Origin of the sequence: Rheinheimera pleomorphica (assembly GCF_011634895.1) — a bacterium.
Classification (GTDB): Bacteria; Pseudomonadota; Gammaproteobacteria; order Enterobacterales; family Alteromonadaceae; genus Alishewanella; species Alishewanella pleomorphica.
In genome coordinates, this window is the sequence record NZ_SIRR01000031.1 from 271,547 (window position 1) to 297,128 (window position 25,582).

The following is a 25,582-nucleotide window of genomic DNA, read 5'->3' on the forward strand; positions in this document are numbered from 1 at the left end:
CCGGCACGATATTTCAGGCGCTACGCAAAAAATACCACAGTGTCAGGACGTCGGATACTGTTGTGCCAGCGCGACAAGCTGCTGACCAGTAAGCCGGTTAATGCGCCAATCATGCAGCAGTTGGGCACCCTGAGACTGATAAAAATCAATCGCCGGTTGATTCCAGTCCAATACAGACCATTCCAGCCGGCCACAATTGCGCTCAACCGCCAATTTAGCCAGGTAGCTAAGCAGTAACTTACCCAGGCCTTTACCACGAAACGCCGGCAATACAAATAAATCTTCCAGATAAATGCCGGGTTTGGCTAAAAAGGTCGAGTAATTATGGAAAAACAACGCAAACCCAGCAGCCTGCTGCAGATATTCAGCAATGACGACTTCTGCATAGGCTTTGCTGCCAAATAAGGTTTCCCTTAGCTTTTCTTCATCTGCAACGACCTGATCCGATAATTTTTCATACTCTGCCAGCCCTTTGATAAAGCTTAAAATGGTGGCAAGGTCATCTTGCGTAGCCAAACGTAGGCTGATCTGTGCAGACATAATTTTCTCCATTAATAACACATCATCCAACAACAGTGTTGGGTAATAAAAAAACGCCGCTAAGGCACAACCCTGGCGGCGTTTTAGTGTAGCAAGTTGTTTACGCGGCGTCAGTAGCGCCCAGCGCCATCGCTTCCAGCTCACCAGCTTTAAAGCTGTCAACACTAATAGCGCTAAAACGCAGGCTATTCATTTGTGTCAACTGTTCAGCCTCGGCATCGGTAAGCACCTGGGCGGCCAACGCCTGCTCTATGGTCTGCTGCATTGGCTGCTTACGTGCCAGAGTCCCGGCGCGCTGCGCCTGATAAATTTTCTTCAGCAGCGGCTGGGCTTCATACATAGCAACAAAAGCGCTCTCCATCAGGCCGGTAGCATCGTTTTCATCTGCACCGATATAACACAGATGCGTTAAACGATCGCGCACCACGCCAGGCTTAGATAAGGCCTCACAGATTTGAATAGCGGTATCATCACCCGGCATTTTGTAACCTATACCAAACGGAAACACCAGTGTCTTTAACAGCCGCGCGACAATACGATTAGGGAAGTTAGCAAAGAAACCATCAAAAGCACGGCCAATTTCAAACAGCGCGCGCTCCAGGCTGTAATGCACAAAAGGTAAATCACACTGCTGACGGCCACTGTCTTCATAAAACTTCAGTACTGCTGAGGCAATATATAACTGGCTTAGCACATCACCTAAGCGGGCAGACAACATTTCACGGCGCTTTAATTCACCACCTAAAATCAGCATCGAGAAATCGGCACTTAACGCCAATGCCCGGCTCATCCGGCTAAGCTGCTTGTAATACTTAGCGGTTTCACCCGATACAGGTGCACTGTTAAAAGCACCGGCGCTCAAACCCTGCCACAGCGCGCCAAAGGTATTGCCCACAGCAAAGCCAATATGTTTCAGCAGCAAGCTGTCAAACTGTTTTAAGCCCTGCTCTGCATCCGGGTTTGCCGCCGCTTCCAACTCTGCCAGCACATAAGGGTGACAACGGGTGGCGCCCTGACCAAAAATCATCAGGTTGCGAGTTAAAATATTGGCGCCTTCCACCGTGATAGAAATGGGAATGCCCATATAGCCGTGAGCCAGATAGTTTTTCGGCCCAACCTGAATTGCGCGGCCGGCATGAATATCAAAAGCATCGTTCATTAAGGTGCGCGACATCTCGGTCATGTGGTACTTGGCAATCGCCGTGACCACGCTCGGGCTTAATTTCATATCGATAGCGCCGGCGGTCATTACCCGCATCGCCTCAAGGCTATACGTTAAGCCACCGATGCGTGCCAGCGACTCCTGGACACCTTCAAACTTACCGATAGACATACCAAACTGCTGGCGCACATAACCATAAGCGCCGGTCATACGTGCTGCTAAATGTCCGGTGGCCGTCGCCAGAGCAGGTAAGCTGATACCCCGCCCTGCAGACAGACACTCTACCAGCATACGCCAGCCACGACCGGCGTAATCCGGTCCACCGATAATCCACTCCAACGGAATAAATACGTCTTTACCGTAGGTCGTACCGTTCATAAAGGCCATATTCATAGGGAAATGGCGGTCACCAATTTCAACACCTTTGTGGCTGGTGGGTATCAGCGCACAGGTAATACCCAGCTCTTCTTTGTCGCCTAACAGCTGCTCAGGGTCGTACAGTTTAAACGCCAGGCCAAGCACCGTTGCCACCGGTGCCAGCGTGATATAACGCTTGTCCCAGTTTAACCGGATCCCCAGTACCTCTTTACCGTCAAATTCACCTTTACACACCACACCGGTATCCGGAATACCCCCGGCGTCAGATCCTGCTTCCGGCCCGGTTAAGGCGAAACAAGGTACATCAGTGCCGTTGGCTAAACTTGGCAGCCAAAAATCTTTTTGCTGTTGCGTGCCATAGTGCATTAGCAGCTCGCCCGGGCCTAACGAGTTTGGCACCATAACGGTAACGGCCGCCGTCAAACTGCGGGTAGCAATGCGCGACACTATGGTCGAGTTGCCGATAGCAGAAAATTCGCGGCCGCCATAAGCTTTAGGAATAATCATGGCGAAGAAACCTTCGCGCTTTAAAAAGTCCCACACTTCGGCTGGCAGGTCACGTTGTTCCTGCACAATTTTATAGTCATCCAGCATTGCCAGCAGGGTTTCAACCTGATTGTCCATAAAGGCCTGCTCGTCGGCGCTCAATTCAGGCTTAGGGAAACTGTGCAGTTGCTGCCAGTCTGGCTTACCTTTGAATAACTCACCGTCCCACCACACATCACCGGCTTCCATAGCTTCGCGTTCGGTATCTGACAAGGGCGGTAAGATCTTTTTAAACACGGTAAATACCGGTTTAGTGATCAGATTACGGCGAATATCGGCAACGCCAAAAATCACCGCCACAGCAACAACTAATATTAACAGGACTAACATATTACCTTCCTTCACTCGCCATCAGCGGCGCGGTTTGACTTGTAGTTTGACTAAGTTGAGCAACTTGGGGTACGGGTGCTGCAATGGCAGCAGATAAATACGGCAACAGGCGTAAAATGACGCCTTCAATATCGACTTTTTCATTAAAATCAGCTTCGGCAATTTCGGCCAGCGCTTCATTGGATGCCATGGTAAACACCACAGTACCGAGCGAAAAATGCAAACGCCAGAACAGCTCGCTGGCCGGCAAATCCGGACAGGCCTGCTGCACCAACAGCACCAACTTATCCAGTACGCGGCCATAATGATGGTTAAAAAACCAGCGCAAATGCCCCTGCACATCGGTATAGCCACGCCCTAACAGCTGCAAAAAAATACGAGTGCCGTGCGAATGCACTTTATTTAATTCCAGCAGCGGCTTTACAAACACCGACAACACCTGGCTCAGGCTATTAGGCTGCTGCGCTGCTAACAGTCGGGTAAACTCCTGATCTAACCTTGGCATTAACACCACCAGATAGCGCTGCAACACCGCCTGGATCAGCTCTTTTTTCGAACCAAAATGATAGTTCACCGATGCCAGGTTTACCTCCGCCTGACTGGTAATCTGCCGCAAAGAGGTGCCATTAAAGCCGGTTTCAGCAAACAGGCTTTGTGCCGCATCCAGTATTTTATGCTGTGTACTGAGTTTGTTCGACATAACCAAACCAATATTTAAACAAGTGTTTGAAATGTACGTTTGAATATGCCAACTGTCAAGCGACAAATCCACTTCTGGTCTTACCTCAGTCGTAGAATAAGCAGCAATATGGGTACATTTCAGCCAATTGTTAAAAAGCGCTTGACACTGACGCGCAGATCCGCGAGCTTAACTGGCTATAACCTACCCCATTACTACAGGAGACGTAACGATGCAAAAATGTGCAGTTAATCATTACGGCTATTACGTCTCTCCCTACTACTTATCCGAGTGGTTCAATAATTAGTTCTCCCTCTGCGTCTGGCAGAGGGCAATCTTGCTATCCATTTGCTGATCTGATTGGTCATCGCGCTATGCGATCAGGCCGTGTATGGCAGATCCCGCTGCTAAGACGCATTTTTACTGCTTTTTAATCAGACTGCCATTTAAGGCAGCGTTTATTATCCAGAGGAATGTGTATGTACGTTAAAGCAAAAATGAAGCTATCTACCCTAAGTATGGCCATGTTAATGGCCTCATCTGGCTATGCTGTGCAGGCAGCAGAGGATGCCGTAGAACTGGAAAAAATAGAAAAAATCCAGGTAACCGGCTCACGCTTAAAAGGCGTGGATATGGAAGGCGCCAACCCGGTGCAAATCTTCAGCCGGCAAGACATGGCGAACCGTGGCTATGACAGTGTCGGCTCTTTCCTGCGTGACTTACCCCAGGCGTCCAGCGCAGGTACCTTTACCGAAAACGGTGGTGTTGGTGGTGCCGATGGTGCGCCAGCGGGTTCGTCAGGTGTAAGTCTACGTGGTCTGGGCAGCAGTTCTACCCTGGTATTGGTAAATGGCCGCCGGGTGGCAGTTGACTCTTTTACCAATGGTTTTGATTCTTTTGTTAACGTCAACTCCATTCCAATGTCTGCGCTGGAGCGCATAGAAGTATTAACCGATGGCGCCTCATCGGTTTATGGCTCTGACGCCATTGCTGGTGTTATTAACTTTATTCTGCGTAAAGATGTTGAAGGCCATGAAATTTCGGCGTCATATGGTGACGATACCAAAAGCAGTAACTTTGGCCGCACTAACCTGACTTATGTCGGTGGCTTTAACACAACCAACAGCAACACCACATTGGTGATTGACTATTTTGATCGTGAAGCGCTGTTTAACAGCGACCGGCCAATTGAAGTGACATTGACATCCAGCACCCGCACAACCATAGACGGCGTGGACTATGCAGAACCCTGGTGTGGTGACAATACCAGCAGTGGCGGCACACGCTGCCGCTATGACTACGTTATTGAACGTGCCATTCAGCCTGATACCACAGCGCTGGGCGCGACATTACACCACAACTACCGCCTGAGTAACGGCAACGAATTTTTTGCCGAAGCCATGTTGCAAAATAATACCGGTTCAGCTTACGACGCCGCCGCGGCCTTTGATATTGATGTCGACGGCGACTCTGTGCTGGTGCCCCAATGGGCGCGCGATATCGATGCGCAAGACGGCGAAGTCAACGCCATTCGGTTGCGTTCGCGCTTCGGCGAAACACGTATCCAGGATTACGACACGACCAGCTACCGGGTACTAGCTGGCTTACGGGGCGAACTGGCCGACTGGTCTTGGGAAACTGCAGCCACCTATGGCAAAACTGAAAACGAAATTACTCATGTGCAAGGCTATTTAGGCAAAGATAAAGTGGCTGCGGGCATTGCCAGCGGTAGCTTTAATCCGTTTAACCTGGGCCGGGATAACAGCGAAACGGCGTTTGCTGCGGTGCGTGAACTGGCACCAAGGCTTGGCGAGTCTGAAGTACTTTCAGTTGATTTCAATATTGCCGGTGATTTACCACTGGAACTCTCCGCCGGTAATATCAGCGCCGTGTTCGGCGGTGAATTCCGTAGCGAAGATATTTTTGACCAGCCCGCGCAAATCGCCAAAGAGGATGGTGTATTTGCCCTGGGCGCCAGCGACGCCAAAGCTGATCGTACACAGTACGCAGCTTATGCTGAATTTAATGTGCCACTGAGCGACAGTCTGGATTTAATTGCGGCCCTGCGTTATGACCACTACAGCGACTTTGGCGGTGACGTTAATCCGAAATTGTCATTGCGTTATCGCGCTACTGACGATCTGATTATGCGTGCTTCCTGGAGCACCGGCTTCCGTGCGCCGTCATTGTCGCAACTAGGTGCTGGTGAGTCTTTAGGTACAGCCTATATTAACTGTGGTGCTGAGCAGCCTTTTGATGCCCTGTGCGGTGACTTTGGTGCCTCATTCGGCGAGCTGGAGCTGGATCAGGAAACTTTGGGTAACCGGGGATTGGGTGCCGAAAACTCAGAAGCCGTTAACCTGGGTTTCTCCTGGAACCTGACAGAACACCTGCAACTTACCGCAGATTACTGGCGTTATGAACATACTGATATCGTTGATGTTGATGCTAATACCACGCTAAAAGCCTGTATCGCCGGTACCGCCCCGGTTACAGATAACATAGCGGCATTAAACGGCGAATTTGGCTGTGTCCTGGATGCCGGCGGCGACCTGACCTTTTTACGTACCGGCTTCTTTAACGTAGGTAGCCAGGAAACCGATGGCCTTGATGTTAAAGTAAACTACCGTATTGACACCAACAACCTTGGTAGCTTTAAACTGTTCGCGGCCGGTACCAAAACCTTTAGCTATGAACGCCAGGTTACGCCGGACAGTGCCAAAGAAGATTTACTTGGCAAGCTCAGTGGGGCCAACGAGATCGCCCGGCCAGATTTTGTCGCTGACATCGGCACAGACTGGACACTGAATAACTGGTCTGCCAGTGTTTCAGCCCACTATATCAGTGAGCTGGGTGATGGCGATTTTAAATTTGGGGGCAACGAAACCGTAGACGCCTGGCTGGTATTTAGCGCCAGTCTGGGTTATGACATTGACGACAACCAATCACTGCTGTTATCGGTACGCAACCTGACCGACAAGAAGCCACCTTATGCGTCCTCGCCGACTAATGGCTACGCCAGCTCAGTGCATGACTGGATAGGCAGCCTGTGGACGGTGCGCTACACCCTTCGCTTCTAAAGCGCCGTTACCACAACCAAGGCCAGAGTTTTCTGGCCTTTTTTTGTTCTGTATCATTGGTATTGTCAGTTAACGGGCTTAAACTATTTAAAGTTATCGCCTTTGGAGCATCTTGGTTGTCTGTATTAAAAATTAAGCCAGCAGAGTTAAAACTGGGCTATGCCGTGAAGTTGCCCGGCAGTTGGATGCAGCATCCTTTTTTGTCTGGTGATATGGTGATCGAAACCCATCAGCAATTACAAATTATCCGCGCATTAAATCTGGACTATGTTTATTTTTATCCCGATAAAAGCAAAAAACTGGCGCAACCGCCTGAGCTATCCGACGATGAGCTGGCCAGCTTTAATATGGCGGCCAATGAGGCGCAAATAAAGCTACAGCAGGAGAAAATGCAGCGGATAGAGCAAGCCAAAGCTAACCGCCGCGATATTCAGAAAACCGAAAAAGCCTTCGCCCAATCGCTGATCCAGGTAAAGGCATTAATGAGCAAGATAAAAGGCCGGCCGCTGAATGCGATTGACGATGCCAGCAGCCTTATCAGCGCAATGGCCGATGTATTACTGGGTGCAGACTCGCTGATACTGCATTTAATCTCCGCTGCCAATAAAGAGCAGGAAGGCTTGTATTATCACGCGTTGAACGTAGCCACCTTATCAATGATGCTGGCAAAAAATTTGAAACTCAGTGCCTCAGAGATAAAAGCTGTCGGCATGGGAGCGCTGTTTCATGATATTGGCAAGCTTAAAATTCCATCGCAAATATTACGCAAAACCACCGCACTGACTGCGCCGGAACAAAACCTGCTAAAACTACATACTCATTATGGTGTTGAACTGGTGGGGTTGACCGATACCTTTCCACTTGAGGCCTGGCCTATTATAGAGCAGCATCACGAATTAATTGACGGCACCGGTTACCCGAAGGGGTTAAAAGAGAAACAAATTGATAAACTTGCCCGCATTGTTTGTGTCGTCAATGCCTTTGATAACCTGTGTCATCCACTGGATATCAACAAAGCCCGCTCACCGCACCACGCGCTATCTTATATGTATCGCAGTATGAAAGGTAAACTGCCTGAGCTGGAAATGCGGGTGATGATTAAAATGATGGGCGTTTACCCACCAGGTACTATAGTGCAGCTATCGGACCAGCGGGTCGGTATTGTTATGTCCGTTAACAGCGACAACCTGTTATGCCCGAACGTAATGGTATACGACGCTGATGTACCGCGCTTAGAAGCACCGGTACTGACCCTGGATGCAGATAAGCTAAGTATTAGTAAAGTACTGAAAATTCAACATCTACCGCAACAGGTTGCAGAATACCTCAACCCCAGAGCCCAGGTTAGCTATCATCTTCAGGGCAAGCCCTGACAGGCGTAAAGAAAGGCCGGTACTGACACCGGCCTGCTTTTTTACTTTAAATAACGGTCAAAAAACTGCGTTATGCTTTTATGCAAATGCGTTTGCACCGGTTGGCCAAACATTGAATGTTTGCTGCCCGGGTAGTTCATCATATCGAACATTAACCCTTTATCCTGCAGCTGCTTGTACAGCTTGGTGCTGTGGGTAAACAACACATTATCATCGGCCATACCATGGTAAATCAGCAAGCGGCCTTTTAAGCCATCAGCATAAGGAAACACCGCACTGTCGGTATAGCCCTTAGCGTTTTCTGCTGGGTGGCCCAGATAACGCTCGGTATAATGCGTATCATACAAAGCCCAATCTGTGACCGGTGCGCCCGATACACCCGCAGCAAAATAATCACTGGCTTTAAACATCGCCATTATCGCCATATAGCCGCCATAGCTGTGGCCGTAAATGGCAATTTTATCGGCGGCCACATACGGCAGGCTGCGCAGATACTCTACGCCGCGAATTTGGTCTTGCAGCTCCACTTCGCCTAACTTTTTATAGATCGGATCTTCAAAGGCCTTGCCCCGGTTATAAGAGCCGCGGTTGTCCAGCTGAAACACCAGATAGCCCTGCTGCACCAGATAATGCAGGTATAAGTCACGGGCACTCCAGCTATTAGTCACGCGCTGTGCATGTGGCCCACCATAAACACTGACGATCACCGGATACTGCTTACCCGCAGTCAGCGTTTTCGGCGCAAACAAACGGTAATGCATCGTTTGCCCATCTTCAGCCTGTAAAGTGCCAAAGCGCGGCGGGTTAAGCTCGGCATGATAAGCCGTTAGCGGGTGCGTGTTATCAAGGGTGTTTTGCTCCAGCCAGGTCAGCACCTTGCCGTCAATGGCACGCAGTGCCACCTTATTGGGTGTACTGACATTGGAAAAACTGTCGATAAAGCTGCTGCCGTCTTTGGCTACCACTAGCGCATGGTCAAAACCCGCTTCGGTTAAGCGGCTAATGTTGCCGTCTTTTAAACTGACCTGATACAGGTGGCGCTCCAGCGGGGTATCTTTGCGGCCGCTAAAGTACACCATGCCCTGCTTTTCATTCACCGCATCCAGCTCATCAACCACCCAGTCGCCCGAGGTGAGCTGGCGCATTAAGTTGCCGTTAAAGTCATAATAATACAGATGCTTATAGCCGCTGCGCTCAGATGCCCAGATAAAACCCTGCTCTGCACTGAGGAAATGCAAATCATCGTGCAGGTTCAGCCAGGTGTTGCTGGTTTCTGTCAGCAGCACTTTTTGCTGATTTTTGTTCAAATCAACCAGTCGCAACTCAAGTTGTTGCTGATTACGGCTTTGCCACTGATAGCTTAAGTAGCGTGAACTTTTACTCCACTCTACCCGCGGCAGGTAAATATCCTCATTATCGCCATGTGGGATCCATTGCACGCTGCCATCACTAAGGCTCACCACACCCAGTTGAATTTTCGCGTTGGCGGTGCCGGTATATGGGTAACGCTGGTTAAACAGCTTAATCTCATCAGCATAAATTTCATTACGCACCACCTCTGCCACAGCGCTCTCATCAGTGCGGGTAAAGGCTATTTTACTGTCATCCGGTGCCCACCAGTAGCCGGTCATCCGGCCCATTTCTTCCTGGGCAACAAATTCGGCCATGCCGTTTTTAATCTCACCGCCGCCATCAAAGGTTAGTTGGCTTTCCTTGCCACTGGCAATATCCAGCACAAACAGGTTTTGTGCGCGGATAAAGGCCACATAACGGCCATTGGGCGAAATCGTCGCGTCGGTTTCAAACTCGCTGGTGTTGGTCAGTTTTTTTGCCGCTTTTCCGGCCAGTTCGTAGTAGTACAAATCACCATTTAACGGAAACAACAAAGCATCACTGTTTTTCGACCAGCTATAGCTAATAATGCCAGACGCAAACAAGCGCATCCGCTCGCGGCGGGCCTTTTCTTCATCCGACAGGGTTTCTGCCCCGGTAACTAAACTGTCGGCATCAACCAGCAGACTGTGTTTGCCGTCTTTGATATGGTACTGCCACAAGTCAAGACGGTTAGCATCCTCGGCTTTGCCTTTTAAATAGGTAACCCGGCTGCCATCCGGCGCCATCGTTAGTGAGCGAGGTGTGGTGCCACTCAGTGCCGGATCAGCAAACAAGCGCTCCAATTCCAGTTGCTTTGCATCTGCCATACCGGCGCCTCCGAGTAATAAACTGAGTGTCAGTAAAAAACGTGGTAATTTAACTTGCATTAGTGTCCCTGCGTTCTTGCTTTAATTGTGCCTGCCGTTTGTATAATGCTTCGCACTAAACTGCAAGAAAAAGCCGCTTGCGACAGGCTAATCTGCGCTAAACAGAGGATTAAACACATGAAACTGACCGAAGTGAAACACCCGCTGGTTAAACATAAAATTGGCCTGCTGCGTGCAGCCGACATCAGCACTAAACAGTTTCGCCAGCTGGCGGCCGAACTGGGCAGTTTGCTGACGTACGAAGCCACGCGCGATCTGGCCACCGAACAGGTTAGCATCGACAGTTGGAGCGGCCCGGTAAGCATTGAACAAATTCAGGGCAAAAAGGTTACCATAGTACCGATACTAAGAGCTGGCCTTGGTATGCTCGATGGCGTGCTTGAGCTGCTGCCCAGCGCCCGCATCAGTGTAGTAGGCATTTATCGTGATGAACAAAGCTTGCAACCGGTGCCTTATTTTCAGAAACTGGCCGCCGATTTAGACAAGCGGCTGGCCATTGTTGTAGATCCTATGCTGGCCACCGGCGGCTCGCTTATTGCCACTGTTAATTTGTTAAAACAACAAGGCGCAAAGCAGATAAAAGCCCTGGTGCTGGTGGCTGCACCAGAGGGGATTCGCGCGCTGCAACAGGCACATCCCGATGTTGAACTCTATACCGCCGCCATTGACCGCTGCCTGAACGAGCAGGGCTATATTTTACCTGGCCTGGGTGACGCCGGTGATAAACTCTTTGGTACCAAATAACCATTTTCGGCTTTAACCATACAAATAAGGAGCCCGTTTTGCAGTTAGTTCCGTGGTCTTTTCATACCGCTATGGGCTTTACCCTGCGCGGTTACCGTAGCGAAACACGAGGCAAACCGGTATTGCATATGCTGCATGGCAATGGTTTTTGCAGTCGCATGTATCAGCCTATGCTGCAGCAGTTGGCACAAGATTTTGATTTATTTTTATCCGATGCCCAGGGCCATGGTGACAGCGATCATGGCGGCCCTTTTGTCGGCTGGAATAAAAGCGCCGAACTGGCCGCGGCTGCCTGGCAAGCGCACAAGCACTTGTACACAGGTGTTGCGGTGTATGGTATCGGCCACAGTTTTGGTGGCGTATTAACAGCGTTAATTCATACTACCACCCCAAGCCCGTTTAGCGCGGCTATCTTATTGGACCCGGTATTATTTACCCCCACTATGCTAGCCCTGATGAGCACGTTAAACGGAGTGCGGCTGTATCATAAAAACCCGCTGGCCAAAGCCGCCTTACGTCGCCGCCAGCACTGGCCCGATCGTGACAGTGCCATACATTACCTGACCAACCGCGGCATGTTTGCCAATTGGCAGGCCGATGCCCTGGCTGCCTATATCGACCATGCGTTAAAACCGACTGAACACGGTTTAAGTTTAAAATGCCAGCCAGAGCGCGAGGCGGAAATTTTTGCCTCTTATCCGGACAAACTGTGGCAGCAATTAGCCCAGCCCTGTCCGCCGGTACAGATTATTTATGGTGACAAAAGCTATGACTTTGTGGCCAAAGCTGTGCAAAAATGGCAAAAACGTAATGCTGCCGTCAGTGTAGCCAGCATCAGTGGCGGCCACTGCTTTATGCAAGAACACCCCACATTAGCTGCACAGCAAGTGCGGGATGCGATCAAATCACTGGATCCAAAGCTTAAATAGCAGTTAATGCGGCTTAGGAATTCCGTTATAATAGCGAAAATTTTAACCTGGAACCCCAGATGAAAAAGCGCTTATTGTTTACCGCACTGCTGTTGTCAGCCTGTAGTCAGTTGCCTTCTGAGCGCAGTGCTGAAGTTGATACCCTGGTTGTGCCGGGCCAAAGCTCACAGCCCGACGTCGCTGAAGAAGTCGTGATAGCAAATTCCGACACTACCGAGTCTGTCGCAACAGACTTTGAGCATATCTTTGTCGACAGTGATATGACGTTTACCGGTACTTTACCTTGTGCCGATTGTCCGGGTATCAGCTACCATCTGAATTTATTTCGTGATGGTCGCTTTGAGGTGCGCCAGGAGTATCTTGAGCGCAATCAGGTAGAGCTGGTCAAAGGCATTTGGTTATTGGAGAAACGCAGCCTGCACCTGGTTAATCAGCAGCAAACTTTGCCGGCCTTTCATTTTTTATCTAACCAACGTTTAGCCATGTTAGGTTTAAACAATAAACCTATCGCTGGCAACGAGCAGTACCAATTGCAGCGTGATGCTGAGTTTAAAAAACTCGACACCCGTCAGGCCATGTTGGGGTTGTATAAGTTAACCGATAATCAGGCCAGCTTTACCAGCTGTCGCAGCGGTGAGACGTTAAATGTCGCCAATACCCAACACCATTTACCAGTAATGCGCCAGTATCAACAGGACGAGCGTTATCAAGGACAGGCCGTTATCGCCACTCTACTGGGTCGCAGAGGCCAGGACGATCAGGCTGGTACCTTATTTATTGATAAGTTTGAGCAATTCTGGCCTGGCGCCGTTTGCCCGGATCAGGTGCCACCAGGCAAAATGCAAGGTATTGTCTGGCGCGCAGAAAAACTGACCGACCAATATGTGCCGCAGCAATTAAATGTACGGGTTATTTTTGATCAAAATGAGCGGCTTTATGGCTTTGCCGGTTGTAATAACTTTAACGGCAACTATAAGCAGCGCTCCAGCCAGTTGAGCATTCAGCCGCTGGTTAGCACCCGTAAATTCTGCGCTGACAGTAGTGAGTTAGAGCAGCAGTTTACCCGCTCACTGCAATCGGCAGATCGCGCTGAAGTTAACGGCGACAAGCTGCAGTTGTTTAAAAATAATCAGCTGATTTTGCAATTTAAGCCTGCGGTTAACTAACCGCAGCGTCGCTTCAAATGACATAGCGCCGGAGCAACGGTATAAAAAAAGCCACCCTAAGGTGGCTTTTTTATTAGCAACTTAAATTAAGCGGCTAAGGCTTGTTTCGCTTTGGCAACTAAAGCAGTAAAGGCTGCTTTGTCGAATACGGCGATGTCAGCTAAAATCTTACGGTCGATTTCCACAGAGGCTTTTTTCAGGCCATCAATGAAACGGCTGTAAGACAGACCATTCATACGTGACGCAGCGTTAATACGCGCGATCCACAGTTGACGGAACTGACGCTTACGCTGACGACGGTCACGGTAAGCATATTGGCCGGCTTTAATAACAGCCTGGAAAGCAACACGATAAACACGACTGCGGGCACCGTAGTAACCTTTAGCCTGGTTTAACACCTTCTTATGACGCGCGCGCGCCGTTACACCACGTTTAACTCTTGGCATGTCAGACTCCTAATTAATTATGCGTAAGGCATGCAACGGACTAAGCCGGCGATGTCTACTTTAGCGACTAAGGTTTTTGGACCTAACTGACGCTTACGCTTAGAGGTCTTCTTCGTCAGGATGTGGCGAAGGTGTGATTGCTTACGTTTAAAGCTACCAGAAGCGGTTTTTTTGAAACGCTTCGCAGCACCTTTATTGGTTTTCATCTTTGGCATAGTTAAAAACTCGCATTGTTAAATTACAACGAATAATAAGGCGTCAACCCCACCCTTTACAGAGCAGGGCTACACTTGAAAGCGCTTATTACTTCTTATTTGGGGCCAGCATCATGATCATCTGGCGACCTTCCACCCGTGAAGGGAAAGATTCGCACACGGCAATGTCAGATAAATCTTCTTTAATCCGATTTAACATCTCAATGCCTATCTCAGTATGCGCCATTTCACGACCACGATAACGTAGCGTTACTTTAGCTTTGTCACCCTCTTCAATGAAGCGACGCAGGTTGCGTAGTTTTACCTGGTAATCGCCTTCATCAGTTCCAGGCCGGAATTTTATTTCCTTAATCTGGATCTGTTTTTGCTTCTTCTTTTGCTCTTTCAGAGCTTTACTCTTTTCGAACAGGAACTTACCGTAGTCCATCAACTTACAAACTGGCGGTTCGGCTGTCGGGCTAATTTCTACTAAATCGGCGCCGCCTTCTTCGGCCAAACGAATGGCTTCAGCAATACTTACTACTCCCAGCTGCTCACCTTCCAAACCAATTAACCGTACCTCTGGCAGGTTAATCTCTTCATTGATCCTGTTAGGACGGTTTGCAGGTAATGTCTTCTTTCCTACTTTAATAGTATGTTCCTCCGAAAATTATTCTTATCGCTTAACCTGGTTAAACCCGGGTTTTAATCTCAGTGGTTAGCTTCTCTACAAAAGCCTCAACCGACATTTTACCCAAATCTTCACCCTTGCGCGTTCTCAGTGCAATATCACCGGCTTCCATTTCTTTATCACCAACGACAACAAGGTAAGGAATGCGCTTAAGCGTGTGCTCGCGAATTTTAAAGCCTATCTTCTCATTTCTCAAGTCACTTATGACTCTAATACCACGAGATTTGAAAGTTTTTACTAAATTTTGTACATATTCGGCCTGATTATCGGTAATGTTCATCACCACCACCTGCGTTGGTGCTAACCAAGCCGGGAAGAAACCGGCGTATTCTTCAATTAAAATTCCGATAAAACGCTCAATTGAGCCCAAGATAGCACGGTGGATCATCACTGGCGTTTGCTTTTCACCGCTTTCCGCGACAAAAGTCGCGCCTAATCGGCCCGGTAAGGCAAAATCTAACTGCACAGTACCACACTGCCAGGCACGGCCTAAGCAGTCATGCAGGGTAAATTCAATTTTCGGGCCGTAAAAGGCACCCTCACCCGGCTGTAAATCATAGGCTATATCGTTGGCTTTTAACGCTTCCATCAGGCCTTGCTCAGCGCGGTCCCACATTTCATCGCTACCGATGCGCTGCGCCGGCCGGGTTGACAGTTTTACCGCGACGTTTTTAAAGCCGAAGGTGCTGTAGGTATCAAATACCATCTGGATACATTTGGTGACTTCAGCCTGCACCTGATCTTCGGTACAGAAGATATGCGCATCGTCCTGGGTAAAACCACGCACCCGCATCAAACCGTGTAAACCACCGGATGGCTCGTTACGGTGACAACAGCCAAACTCGGCCATACGCAGCGGTAAATCACGGTACGACTTTAAGCCCTGGTTGAATATCTGCACGTGACCCGGGCAGTTCATTGGCTTAATGGCGTACTCGCGGTGCTCAGACTGGGTAGTGAACATATTGTCGGCATACTTTTCCCAGTGGCCGGATTTCTCCCACAACACGCGGTCCATCATTAACGGACCCTTTACTTCGTCGTAGTCGTATTCGCCCAGCTTTTCGCGCACAAAGCTTTCCAGCTCGCGGAAGATGGTCCAGCCATCGTTGTGCCAGAACACCATGCCAGGTGCTTCTTCCTGCCAGTGAAATAGGCCCAGCGCCTTACCAATTTTACGATGATCGCGCTTTTCCGCTTCTTCTAACTGCAGCAAATAAGCCGCAAGTTGCTTTTTATCTGCCCAGGCAGTGCCGTACACACGCTGCAACATTTTGTTTTTTGAGTCGCCGCGCCAATAGGCACCAGCCACTTTCATAATTTTAAAGTGCTGACAAAAACGCATATTCGGTACATGCGGGCCACGGCACATATCAATGTATTCTTCGTGGTGATACAAACCCGGCTGGTCGTCTTTACTGACGTTTTGCTCAAGAATTTCCAGCTTGTAGCTCTCACCACGGGCTTTAAAGGTATCGACCGCTTCCTGCCAGCTGACTTTTTTCTTAATAACGTCGTATTCAGTTTTCGCCAGCTCCAGCATGCGCTGCTCAAGCTTAGCCAAGTCGTCGCTGCTAATCGGCTGGTCTAAATCGACGTCGTAGTAAAAACCGTTATCTATTACCGGACCTATGGCCATTTTTACATTCGGCCACAGCTGCTTAATGGCATGGCCTAATAAGTGCGCGCAGGAGTGGCGGATAATCTCCAGACCTTCCTGATCTTTGCTGGTAATAATGCTTAAGGTAGCGTCAGTTTCAATAGGATCGCAGGCATCCACCAACTGGCCATTCACTTTACCGGCGATGGTGGCTTTAGCTAAACCGGGGCCGATGTCTTTGGCGACATCCATAACAGAAACAGCATGATCAAAAGCGCGTTGGCTGCCATCTGGCAGAGTAATAACTGGCATGATAAATCCTTATACAGTGGTGGCCCATACCAAGGGTCACATGTTTTAAACAAAGGGCTGACACCCTCGCTACGACACCGTCAGTTAATGACTTACACGAAAAGTCATAAGAAGGTGCCGACAGCTAGGCGAATAAACTGGCGGCTATAGTAGCAGGTGTTAGTAGTGGCTAAAAGCCATAATTACTTGACATATACTAATCGCCAGCAAACAAGCGGAGTTTTTGCTGCACTTCAAACTGTTGCTGGTTGTACAAGCTAAAATATTGCGGATTAATATTATCTGCCAGGGTTTTCATTGAATAGCATTGCTCAATGGCCTTCACTATGGCAACGGCCTCTGCTGCGCCACCACAACCTGAGCAAATAGCTTGTTTTATCTCTGCCGCCACATTTAGACCACTAACAAACTCTTCTGGTGCTACGGCAAACAGCACATCAACACCTGAGATAAGTGCCGTTAAAAAGTATTGGCTTTGCTCGGCAGCATTTAACTGCCAGTAATCAGCTAACTGCTGGGCAGTATAGGCACGGGTAAGCACCAAACTGGCGGCAGCTGGATTACAGTTATTCAGTACTGAAAACATCAGCACCCACTTTCTGACCAAATCCAGCCCTAAACGAACGATTAACTCTTTGACCGAACTGACCTCACGTGTCTTTCGGTACAAAGGGCTATTGGCTATCCGCAGCATACCGATCACCAGATTAGGCTCATCATTAAGTTGTTGGCTTAGCTTGGCTATATCAGGTTCGGGCTGAAACAAGTTGTCTATCAGCTCTGCGAGTTTCAAGGTGGCAACAGGCACTCTTTTTCCCGTGACTAATTCAGGTCGCGCCAGAAAATACCCCTGAAACAAGTTAAACCCCAGCGCTTTGCATTCCGTTAACTGCTCTTGCGTTTCAATGCGCTCTGCCAACCAGTCAATAGAGTAACGTTTCAGACGCTGCATGTGCTCACGGACTTTGCTCATTGAGCACGTTAAAACATCTACTTTGATAATATCTGTCAGCGCAATTAGCGGTTCCCACTCTGGCGTAAACTCAAAATCATCCAGCGCAAAACGGAACCCCCGCTGCTTTAGTGCAGACACTGACGCGATAAACTCCGGCGTTGGTATAATGCGCTCCACCAACTCAATAACCACTTTATCTGGCTCCAGTGGCAAGAAACTACCCGACATTAAAAAATCGGCATCGACATTGATAAAAACCGGAGCCTGGTATTGCACGATCTGCGCGGAAATACCACTACACAAGTTATAAATGAGCTCGGTTGTCGCCTGACTGTCACTGATTTCCAATGCGGTCACACCATTATCATTCCGATACAACAGTTCCACTGCAACTCTTTGATTATTAATATCAAAAATAGGCTGAGCAGCAAACAAACTTTGTGACAACGGTGGTGTTGCAGAGGTGGCGTGAGAATGCGTCATTCGACTCTCCGGTGTTAAGGCATTGCACAGCGACAGGCGGTTGTATCACCATTTAACCACAAGCTAGGCAATATTACATCTTGCTTAAGTATAGGCACAATAAAACTATCGTCCACCGCACACATAACACCACTGGCATAAGGGCCTGCATAGATTAACTGACCGTCGATAAAAACCAGCACAGCCGGTGTAGCAGGCAATACGAACCCCAGTGCCTGTAGTGTAGCTGGAGCAACAAAGTGCTGCCCTATACCAGAAGTTGCCTGATTTTTATTTAATTTATTGATGTGGGCACGTGCGCGTATGTTGCAGGCGCAATACTCATCGAACACATGAACCAACTGCACAGGTTCAAAAGCGGTGATAGCCAGATCCTGCAATGATATCGATGTCGTTTGCCACGGCAGTTCTGATGCAAAGGTACCGTAATGCCGGTTACCCAAATAAAATAGCAGGACTGACGTTATGACAATCCAGCTGGCAAACAAAATAAGCGCCAACTGGATCCTACGCTTATGCGACATCAAACGGCAAATTTGCCGGACTCGCTGGCCAGCTGCCGGGTAACGTCGCTAACCCGCCCAGCGCTTTCTACCACGCGCTGGCCCTGAGCATTTTGCCCCGACGTCATACTGCTAATAAGTTGTGCACCTTCTGCAACTTCGGCACTGGCCGTACTTTGCTGACTTAGTGCATCAGCCATCACACCGGCTGAGCCGGCAACCTGCTGCGCATGTTGCACTATCTGCTCGAGCATTTTGCCGCTTTGTTCTGCATGTTGACGGGTATCCTGCAATTGTTCAACACTACGCTGCACCACGGCAACCGACTGACTGCTATTGGCAACCAATTGCTCAATCATCGCTTTTATTTCGTCGGTGGAGCCGCGGGTGCGGGATGCCAGAGTTCGGACTTCATCAGCTACAACAGCAAAGCCTCTGCCCTGCTCTCCCGCCCGAGCGGCCTCAATAGCCGCATTTAGCGCTAATAAATTAGTTTGCTCAGCTATAGATTCAATAACATCCAACACTTTACGGATGTCTGCGGTGGCACTCGCTACATCATTGACTTTTTCACCGGTTTCACCCAGCTGTCGCGCCAGTGCCGAAACAGAGTGAATTGTCTGGCTAACAGATTGCTTACCGTCCGACGCTGCTTGCTCTGCCTGAGTGGCCGTTTGCAATACCTGATGCGACAATGCTGTTACTTCGCGTATGCTCTGCGACATTTGTTCTGTCGCCGCGGCAATGCGATCCACTTCCGCCAGTTTTTTAATCATGCTATCGGACAAATTATTGCCATCTTCCAGCAACTGTTGTGCATCTACGTTTAATGCTTTACTGGCGACATCTATAGTGCTGATGGTGTGTTGTAAGGTTTCGAGCACGGTATTAAAACTGTTTATCACTTGAGATTTAATATCATCACAGCGGTGAGTTAACACGATTTTTCCATCCTTTGTAACTAACGCTTCTGTAGCGTCAAACAACGCCTGTCCTACCTGTGCCTCGCGCAAGCTTTGCCGGGATATAATCACTAACACAGCAGATTCCACCACAACAAACAACGCATGCAACAAAATAATACCAAGTGACAGGCTCTCATCAGGCACTAAATACACGCCGGCGTTTCGCATTTGTAAATACATAAACAGTAAATGATGCACAGCAATAGTCAGAGCAGCCCCCACTATTACCTGATAATCACGAAAGGCAATCAATACCGCCAGCAACACAAAGATGGCAAAGTGCATTTCCAGCATACCGCCGGTTTCGTGAATAAACAGCGCAGCAAAAAACATAAAGCCTATGCCGTAGCTAATACGGCTTAAACTGTGGTCGCCGAGCAGTTTGTAAAGCAATGGTGGTATTATCGCCGCCGGCAGGCCGACAGCAATCGCGGCTAACCAGCTGTTATGTAATACCGCCAAACCAAGTGATACGGTAAAAAGCAATACGTTAATTGCCAGCATTATCTTATAAGCAGATAGCCGGAACCGGGCCGTAGGAGCTGTCATAGTAAATTGCCTTAAAATAATGAAGTGCGTAAACGCCTGGATAAGCTTGGCCTGATATACGCTGCTGCAGCATGATCCCGATCAGTGAAATTTCTGCTTTATCAGCCATACTTGAGTTTCAGTGTTAACGGAGACAACACATGTGGCAGGCAATAACCGAGCATATTAACAGTGAGCTGGAGTGTGATTTTCAGCTGGAGCATAAACAGCAGCTTGCCGGTGGCAGTATTAATCTGGCCTGGCATATCAAAGGCATGGGCCAGCAATTTTTTGTCAAAATTAATCAACGCGAACAAGTTGAGCAATTTGAAACCGAAGTGCTAAGCCTGCAGGCATTGCAACAAGCACACTGTATCCGCGTACCTCAGGTTATTTGCCACGGCCAGACACTGGATAAAGCCTTTTTAGTGCTGGAATATCTGCCTTTTGCCGGTGAAACGGTTGCTGGCTGGCGTAACCTGGCGCAGCAACTGGCTCTGCTGCATAAGCAACACGAGCAAGCCATGTACGGCTTTGACTGGGATAATATGCTTGGCAGTACAGTGCAACCGAACAAATGGCAAAGTAACTGGAGCAGCTTTTTCTCTGAGCAGCGCATTGGCTGGCTGCTGCAACTACTACTGGAACAGGGTTTTGGTTTTGGCAATATCGACCAGCTGGTTGAGCAATGCCGTCAGCGTTTGCAGCATTATCAACCGCCTCCCAGTTTATTACACGGCGATTTATGGCGTGGCAATGTCGGCTTTGTTGCCGACAGCCCGGCGATATTTGACCCGGCCTGCTATTATGGCGACCGCGAAGCCGATTTAGCATACAGTACCCTGTTTGGCCGCTTCCCTGAAGCCTTTTATCAGGCCTATAAGGAGCTGTATCCACTGGATAAAGCTTACAGCGAGCGCAAAGATCTTTATAATCTGTACCATGTATTAAACCATGCTTACTTATTTCGCGGCGCTTATCTGGTACAGGCACAAGAGTTAATTAAACAGCTGTTTCACTAACCGCTCCTTCACTGACAACAAAGCACCGCCCTAACGTTAAGCAGCTTTTAGCGGAACCATTATGCATAATACGCAGCAGCAACCGGTGGTGTTAATTACCGGCAGCGCCAAACGGCTGGGCCGGGCTATGATCACCACGCTACACCAACAGGGCTATCGTGTGATTATTCATTGCCACCATTCGCGCGCTGAGGCTGACAGCCTGGCACGGGGCCTTAACCAACAGCGAGAACAAAGCGCCATGGTGCTACAGGCCGATTTAACTGACGCGACAGCCATCCCCCACTTAGCACAGCAAGCTATACGGTGCTTTGGCCGGTTGGATGCACTGGTCAATAATGCCTCCAGTTTTTACCCTACTCCGGTGAGCAGTGCAACCACAGCACAGTGGCGGGATTTATTTGGCTCTAATGTTCAGGCGCCGTTTTTTTTATCTCAGGCGTTAGCACCTGAATTAGCCAAACACAATGGCGTTATAGTCAATATGGTTGATATTCACGCCGACAAACCACTGGCGCAGCACAGCATTTATTGTATGGCTAAAGCAGCGCTGTTAATGATGACCAAAGCCCTGGCGAAAGAACTGGCGCCAGCCATCCGGGTTAATGGCATAGCACCGGGCGCTATTTTGTGGCCGCCCGAGCAATCGGTTACGCTGCAAGAGCAGGATAAGGCAGCTATACTTGCGCAAATACCCATGCAGCAGCTGGGCACACCGGATGACATCGCCAAAACGCTGCTGTTTTTAGTGCAATCGCCCTATATTACCGGCCAAATCATTGCAGTAGATGGGGGCCGTAGTTTAGGCAATACCGCTAAAGCCTGATTGCAGGCAGCTTGGCGTTCGCAGTGGCGGAAATTAGCTGTCACTGCGCTTAACAAGGAGAGCCGTATGAAGGTACTGAATAAAACCATAGATTGCCCGTTCTGTGGCCACACAGTGCATTTAAGTGTCGAGGTCACAGACGAAGATCAAGACTACATTGAAGATTGCAGCAACTGCTGCAACCCTATTCATGTGCGGGTACACAAAGACGAGCTGCATCACAGCGTGCAGCTGTTTATCGACGCCGATGATGAGCAGTACTATTAGCGTTTAACACTGCGGCGCAGCCTCTACTGCGCTGCGTGGGCAAACCGCTCGGCCATAATCCGCTCTACCGTTTGCACTATGGTTTGCGTTTGCTGATCTAACTCGATATTCAGCCTATCGCCAAGCTGCTTTTGCCCCAGCGTGGTAATCGCCAGTGTTTCGGGTATTAAATACAAGCTAAAGCCATCGGCATAAGTTTCGCCTACCGTTAAACTGCAGCCTTCTACCGCAATAAAACCTTTGCTTAAAATGTAACGCATATATTCTGGCGCTAATGTCAGACGCATGGCGCAGTTATTTGCGGTTTTTTCCAGCGCGGTTATTGTCGCCGTCGTTTGAATATGCCCCGACACAATATGGCCGCCCAGCTCACTGCCAAAGCTTAACGAGCGCTCAAAGTTAACGACATCGCCCACCTTTATGCTACCCAGGTTGGTTTTGCCTAAGGTTTCGGCTATTACGTCAAAACACACCCAACCGGCAGTGCTATCAAAATCGGTTACGGTTAAACACACACCGTTAATGGCAATACTGGCACCACGTTGCAATTGCTGCAAATATTCAGGCCCGCTGTGCAAGGTTAGCTGACGAAACTGCGCCTTGTCGCGTATTTCAGTCACCTGCACTTTAGTCTGTACTATTCCGGTAAACATAAGCCCCCATTTGTGCTACATTGCGCGCCACTCAAGGCTGCTGATACAACTGAGCTGCATATGTTACCTTTTTCCCGCTTCGAAGCCAGAACCATCTTAAAACTTAGTGGCCCCATCGTGTTGGCGCAGCTTACCCAAACCCTGATGTATTTTGTCGATACCGTAATGGCTGGCCGTTACAGCGCGGTTGATATGGCGGCCATTGCCGTTGCCTCCGGTTTATGGTTTCCGGTAGTGATGACGATGCAGGGCTTATTATTGGCCCTTACACCGATAGTGGCGCAGTACTACGGCAGCAAACAAGTTAAACCGGTTACCCACTTTACGGTGCAGGCGATGTATCTGGCACTGCTACTTGCGGCCGCAATGTTTGTGTTGATGCTGTATGTGCATGTACCGATAGACTTGTTGAATATGGATGAAACCCTGCGGCAAAAATCGCTGGATTATTTATTTTATGTCAGCTTTGGCTTGTTTCCGGCCGCCGGCTATATGGTGCTGCGCAGCATGTTTGAAGGCATTGGTAACACCAAGGCCAGCATGTGGATCAGCTTTGTTGGCATTTTAGTGAACATCCCCGCCAACTATGTGTTTATTTACGGCAAACTCGGCATGCCGGCACTGGGCGGCGCCGGTTGCGGCATCGCCACAGCGTTGGTGTTTCTGGCAATGTTTACCGCCATGCTGCTTTACGGCTGGTTTAGCCGCAGCACCGCAGCCTATCGCGCTCACCCGGACAGCTACCGGGTTAACGTCAAAGATATCTGGCAAATTATCTGTATCGGCACGCCGATTGCGTTTTCTATCTTCTTTGAAGTTACCCTGTTTGCCTGTATTCCGCTGGCGATAGTGCATCTTGGGCCCATTATGGTGGCCGGCCATCAAATTGCACAAAACTACAGTGGCATCGTATTTATGCTGCCGCTCAGCCTCGGTATGGCAACCACTATCCGGGTGGGTCATCTGGTCGGTCAGCAAAGCATACTGGAGCTGAAAAAAGCCGTCTCCACTGCCATAGTGCTGGCGGTGCTGATGTCTTTTGTTATTGCCAGCCTGACCTATATATTGCGGGGCGGTATTGCTGCTTTATATTCTCCGGATGAGAGTGTGATTGCATTGGCCGCATCGCTGTTAATCCTGGCTTGCTTTTATCAGGTGTCAGACGCCATTCAGGTGGTGTCGGCTTGTGCGCTGCGTGGGATGAAAGTGACCAAACCGGTATTTTTTATTACCTTTATTGCTTACTGGCCAATCGGCTTTGGCCTGGGTGCCGTATTAGGCTTAACTGACTGGCTGGTAGCGCCGATGGGGGCACACGGCTTTTGGATTGGCATTATTGCCGGCTTAAGCGTCGCGGCGATATTACTAGCTATTATACTAAAACGTACTCTGCACAGGTTGGAACATGAAGCTATGGTTACTGCCGCTACTGGCCCTTAGCCTTATTGCCTGCTCCCAAGACAGCGGCGATAAGCTATTTGATAATTATCAACAGCGGCTGGCGCGGGTACTTGACGCCGACATTGCACAGCAGCCGGTACCGGCCTATGCGGCTTTGGCCGAACCGCGTGATTTAAAACAATCGCTGCCGGACCTGCGCTTGGATCTCACCGACACCCTAGCCACCCGCCATTGTAGCCTGGATACCTTAATTGGCGAGCGCAACTCCAGCCTTGGCCGGGTATACAGCGCCAGTAAACAACTAAGCTACGAGCTGCGCTTTTTAAACCGGCTACAGCACTGCCTGGCCCAAAGCTGGGACGATAGTGCCCTGCTTAACCAGTTGCAGCAGGTGTATCAGCACAAGCAACACAGCGTTCAGCTGGCGTTTCACAATATGCTGGTTACCGATGACACCCTGCGTAAACAATTACTTGGCGTGCGCAACAGCCTGCCACTTAACGATGTCGCCGGACACAGCGAAACCTGGCAGGCACTGACCGAGCTGAATGGGTTACAGCAGTTTATCCGCGAGCAAAACTGGCAGGCTGCCAGCCAGGTTGATATAGAGCAGCAGTTGCAACTGTTATATCAGTACAACTTTGTCGGCCGTTTACAACACAGCTTACGCCTGAGCAGCCACCAGCTGGCACAGCTCAACCTGACGCTGGCCAGTATTAAAACGGAACAGCTGTGCCAACCACGGCCGGATAAACAACAGCTGCAGATCCTGAGTAATATTTTTAGTAAGTATTTTATTGCCCAGGTACAGCAATACACGGTTAATCTGGAAAAATATCAGCAACAGCTGTGGCCGCTGTTACAAACACTGTACCAGGACACCCCGCTATATCCGGCTTTACAACAGCGTTTTGCCGGTAATTATCAACTGATGCGCACTGAGCTGGCTAACCATGTGGCGTGGTGGCAAAACCTGAACCGCCAATGCCCACTGCAGCTAACGCCTGGCAGCTGACGCAAAGCGGTGAAAAATACAGCAAACTCACACCTCTGTTATAAAAACACTTGCCAAGGCGACGGCAGCACAATAACATAGCCGCCGTTGTCAGCATGACTGAAAAGCGGTTTACAACGTAAAGTGTGCGTCCTTAGCTCAGCTGGTTAGAGCACCACCTTGACATGGTGGGGGTCGGTGGTTCGAGTCCACTAGGACGCACCAAAAATTCCAATAAAAACGCCACCTTACGGGTGGCGTTTTTATTTTAAGCTTCAGAATAATTTTGCCAGTGTTACATAAGCCATTTATCCAGTCACACAATCATTTCTGTAGTCCAGATACCTTTTAACAAGCGCATAGAGTTGAATTGACGAGTCGTCTAAGCGACTAGGATAAAAAACATCCGAGCACGCTCTGCGAAATGCATACCTTTTATTGGGGCGACTGGCATGCACAATCGGTATTAGGAGAAGAACGGGCACAGTTTATCTCCCCCACCAAAGCCGTGCGGGATGCCGGCTTAATGTTTACCACTCATATTAAGGTATGAA

23 protein-coding genes and 1 tRNA gene are annotated in these 25,582 nt (G+C 49.3%); 12 read left to right on the forward strand and 12 right to left on the reverse strand.

Annotated features, from left to right (window positions below; translation table 11 throughout):
* Positions 1-42: 42 nt before the first annotated feature.
* From EYB30_RS17560 to psrA, 3 genes are read right to left on the reverse strand one after another with little or no spacing between them, the layout of a single operon-like run.
* Positions 43-684, reverse strand: coding sequence for a GNAT family N-acetyltransferase (locus EYB30_RS17560; protein WP_241698080.1), 642 nt, complete (start codon positions 682-684; stop codon positions 43-45).
* Positions 641-2,956: an acyl-CoA dehydrogenase gene (locus EYB30_RS17565; RefSeq protein WP_166840686.1), complete on the reverse strand. Its 2,316-nt coding sequence runs from the start codon at positions 2,954-2,956 to the stop codon at positions 641-643. Before EYB30_RS17565 ends, EYB30_RS17560 begins: the two co-directional genes overlap by 44 nt.
* Before the next feature lies 1 nt (position 2,957).
* Positions 2,958-3,656: a TetR family transcriptional repressor PsrA gene (psrA, locus tag EYB30_RS17570; RefSeq protein ID WP_166840688.1), complete on the reverse strand. Its 699-nt coding sequence runs from the start codon at positions 3,654-3,656 to the stop codon at positions 2,958-2,960.
* Positions 3,657-4,114: 458 nt separating this feature from the next.
* Between psrA and EYB30_RS17575 the strand changes: the two genes are divergently transcribed.
* Together EYB30_RS17575 and EYB30_RS17580 are read left to right on the forward strand one after the other, a co-directional pair.
* Entirely contained in the window at positions 4,115-6,715 is a 2,601-nt protein-coding gene (locus EYB30_RS17575) for a TonB-dependent receptor plug domain-containing protein (RefSeq protein ID WP_166840691.1), read from the forward strand.
* Positions 6,716-6,831: 116 nt separating this feature from the next.
* A complete protein-coding gene (locus EYB30_RS17580) occupies positions 6,832-8,088 on the forward strand; it encodes a cyclic di-GMP phosphodiesterase (RefSeq protein WP_166840695.1) in 1,257 nt (418 codons plus the stop codon).
* A 41-nt stretch (positions 8,089-8,129) separates the two neighbouring features.
* Here the strand turns inward: EYB30_RS17580 and EYB30_RS17585 are convergent, their stop codons facing one another.
* Complete coding sequence (locus tag EYB30_RS17585; protein ID WP_166840699.1) at positions 8,130-10,349, reverse strand: S9 family peptidase; 2,220 nt, start codon at positions 10,347-10,349, stop codon at positions 8,130-8,132.
* A 117-nt stretch (positions 10,350-10,466) separates the two neighbouring features.
* Here EYB30_RS17585 and upp point away from each other — a divergent pair, with 117 nt between their 5' ends.
* Genes upp through EYB30_RS17600 form a run of 3 tightly spaced genes read left to right on the forward strand, consistent with a single transcriptional unit; the run spans position 10,467 to position 13,188 of the window.
* The gene (gene upp, locus EYB30_RS17590) at positions 10,467-11,093 is read left to right on the forward strand and encodes a uracil phosphoribosyltransferase (protein WP_166840702.1); all 627 of its coding nucleotides are present in this window, start codon (positions 10,467-10,469) and stop codon (positions 11,091-11,093) included.
* 38 nt (positions 11,094-11,131) lie between these two features.
* Positions 11,132-12,022 carry an alpha/beta fold hydrolase gene (locus EYB30_RS17595; RefSeq protein WP_166840704.1) on the forward strand — a complete coding sequence of 297 codons (891 nt, stop codon included), beginning with the start codon at positions 11,132-11,134 and terminating at the stop codon, positions 12,020-12,022.
* Positions 12,023-12,081: 59 nt separating this feature from the next.
* Complete coding sequence (locus EYB30_RS17600) at positions 12,082-13,188, forward strand: META domain-containing protein (protein ID WP_166840706.1); 1,107 nt, start codon at positions 12,082-12,084, stop codon at positions 13,186-13,188.
* A gap of 86 nt (positions 13,189-13,274) precedes the next feature.
* Here EYB30_RS17600 and rplT read toward each other — a convergent pair whose 3' ends face one another.
* The 7 genes from rplT to EYB30_RS17635 all read right to left on the reverse strand — a co-directional run bounded on the left by rplT (position 13,275) and on the right by EYB30_RS17635 (position 19,886).
* Positions 13,275-13,634, reverse strand: a complete 360-nt coding sequence (rplT, locus tag EYB30_RS17605) for a 50S ribosomal protein L20 (RefSeq protein WP_008219135.1) — start codon at positions 13,632-13,634, stop codon at positions 13,275-13,277.
* A 17-nt stretch (positions 13,635-13,651) separates the two neighbouring features.
* A complete protein-coding gene (gene rpmI, locus EYB30_RS17610; RefSeq protein WP_027672243.1) occupies positions 13,652-13,849 on the reverse strand; it encodes a 50S ribosomal protein L35 in 198 nt (65 codons plus the stop codon).
* A gap of 88 nt (positions 13,850-13,937) precedes the next feature.
* Complete coding sequence (gene infC, locus EYB30_RS17615; protein ID WP_166840879.1) at positions 13,938-14,480, reverse strand: translation initiation factor IF-3; 543 nt, start codon at positions 14,478-14,480, stop codon at positions 13,938-13,940.
* Between the two features lie 40 nt (positions 14,481-14,520).
* On the reverse strand, positions 14,521-16,431 hold the full coding sequence (gene thrS, locus EYB30_RS17620) for a threonine--tRNA ligase (RefSeq protein WP_166840708.1): 1,911 nt from the start codon (positions 16,429-16,431) through the stop codon (positions 14,521-14,523).
* A 196-nt stretch (positions 16,432-16,627) separates the two neighbouring features.
* Positions 16,628-17,869, reverse strand: coding sequence for an EAL and HDOD domain-containing protein (locus tag EYB30_RS17625; protein ID WP_166840710.1), 1,242 nt, complete (start codon positions 17,867-17,869; stop codon positions 16,628-16,630).
* A gap of 14 nt (positions 17,870-17,883) precedes the next feature.
* The gene (locus tag EYB30_RS17630) at positions 17,884-18,369 is read right to left on the reverse strand and encodes a DUF6436 domain-containing protein (RefSeq protein ID WP_166840712.1); all 486 of its coding nucleotides are present in this window, start codon (positions 18,367-18,369) and stop codon (positions 17,884-17,886) included.
* Between the two features lie 23 nt (positions 18,370-18,392).
* Positions 18,393-19,886: a methyl-accepting chemotaxis protein gene (locus EYB30_RS17635; RefSeq protein WP_166840714.1), complete on the reverse strand. Its 1,494-nt coding sequence runs from the start codon at positions 19,884-19,886 to the stop codon at positions 18,393-18,395.
* A 140-nt stretch (positions 19,887-20,026) separates the two neighbouring features.
* On the opposite strand from EYB30_RS17635, the gene EYB30_RS17640 reads away from it, so the two are divergent.
* The 3 genes from EYB30_RS17640 (at position 20,027) to EYB30_RS17650 (ending at position 21,980) form a co-directional block, all read left to right on the forward strand.
* Positions 20,027-20,887 (forward strand): fructosamine kinase family protein, encoded by an 861-nt coding sequence (locus tag EYB30_RS17640; protein ID WP_166840716.1) that lies wholly within the window; start codon positions 20,027-20,029, stop codon positions 20,885-20,887.
* A gap of 61 nt (positions 20,888-20,948) precedes the next feature.
* Positions 20,949-21,713, forward strand: coding sequence for a pteridine reductase (locus EYB30_RS17645; protein ID WP_166840718.1), 765 nt, complete (start codon positions 20,949-20,951; stop codon positions 21,711-21,713).
* Positions 21,714-21,779: 66 nt separating this feature from the next.
* A complete protein-coding gene (locus EYB30_RS17650; protein WP_166840720.1) occupies positions 21,780-21,980 on the forward strand; it encodes a CPXCG motif-containing cysteine-rich protein in 201 nt (66 codons plus the stop codon).
* A 23-nt stretch (positions 21,981-22,003) separates the two neighbouring features.
* Here EYB30_RS17650 and EYB30_RS17655 read toward each other — a convergent pair whose 3' ends face one another.
* Entirely contained in the window at positions 22,004-22,633 is a 630-nt protein-coding gene (locus tag EYB30_RS17655) for a riboflavin synthase subunit alpha (RefSeq protein WP_166840722.1), read from the reverse strand.
* A 60-nt stretch (positions 22,634-22,693) separates the two neighbouring features.
* Between EYB30_RS17655 and EYB30_RS17660 the strand changes: the two genes are divergently transcribed.
* The 4 genes from EYB30_RS17660 (at position 22,694) to EYB30_RS18770 (ending at position 25,581) form a co-directional block, all read left to right on the forward strand.
* Positions 22,694-24,073: an MATE family efflux transporter gene (locus EYB30_RS17660; protein WP_166840724.1), complete on the forward strand. Its 1,380-nt coding sequence runs from the start codon at positions 22,694-22,696 to the stop codon at positions 24,071-24,073.
* Positions 24,039-25,049, forward strand: a complete 1,011-nt coding sequence (locus EYB30_RS17665) for a DUF3080 family protein (RefSeq protein ID WP_166840726.1) — start codon at positions 24,039-24,041, stop codon at positions 25,047-25,049. Before EYB30_RS17660 ends, EYB30_RS17665 begins: the two co-directional genes overlap by 35 nt.
* 127 nt (positions 25,050-25,176) lie before the next feature.
* A tRNA-Val gene (locus EYB30_RS17670) sits at positions 25,177-25,253 on the forward strand.
* 199 nt (positions 25,254-25,452) lie between these two features.
* Positions 25,453-25,581 carry a hypothetical protein gene (locus EYB30_RS18770; protein ID WP_277816743.1) on the forward strand — a complete coding sequence of 43 codons (129 nt, stop codon included), beginning with the start codon at positions 25,453-25,455 and terminating at the stop codon, positions 25,579-25,581.
* Position 25,582: the final 1 nt, after the last annotated feature.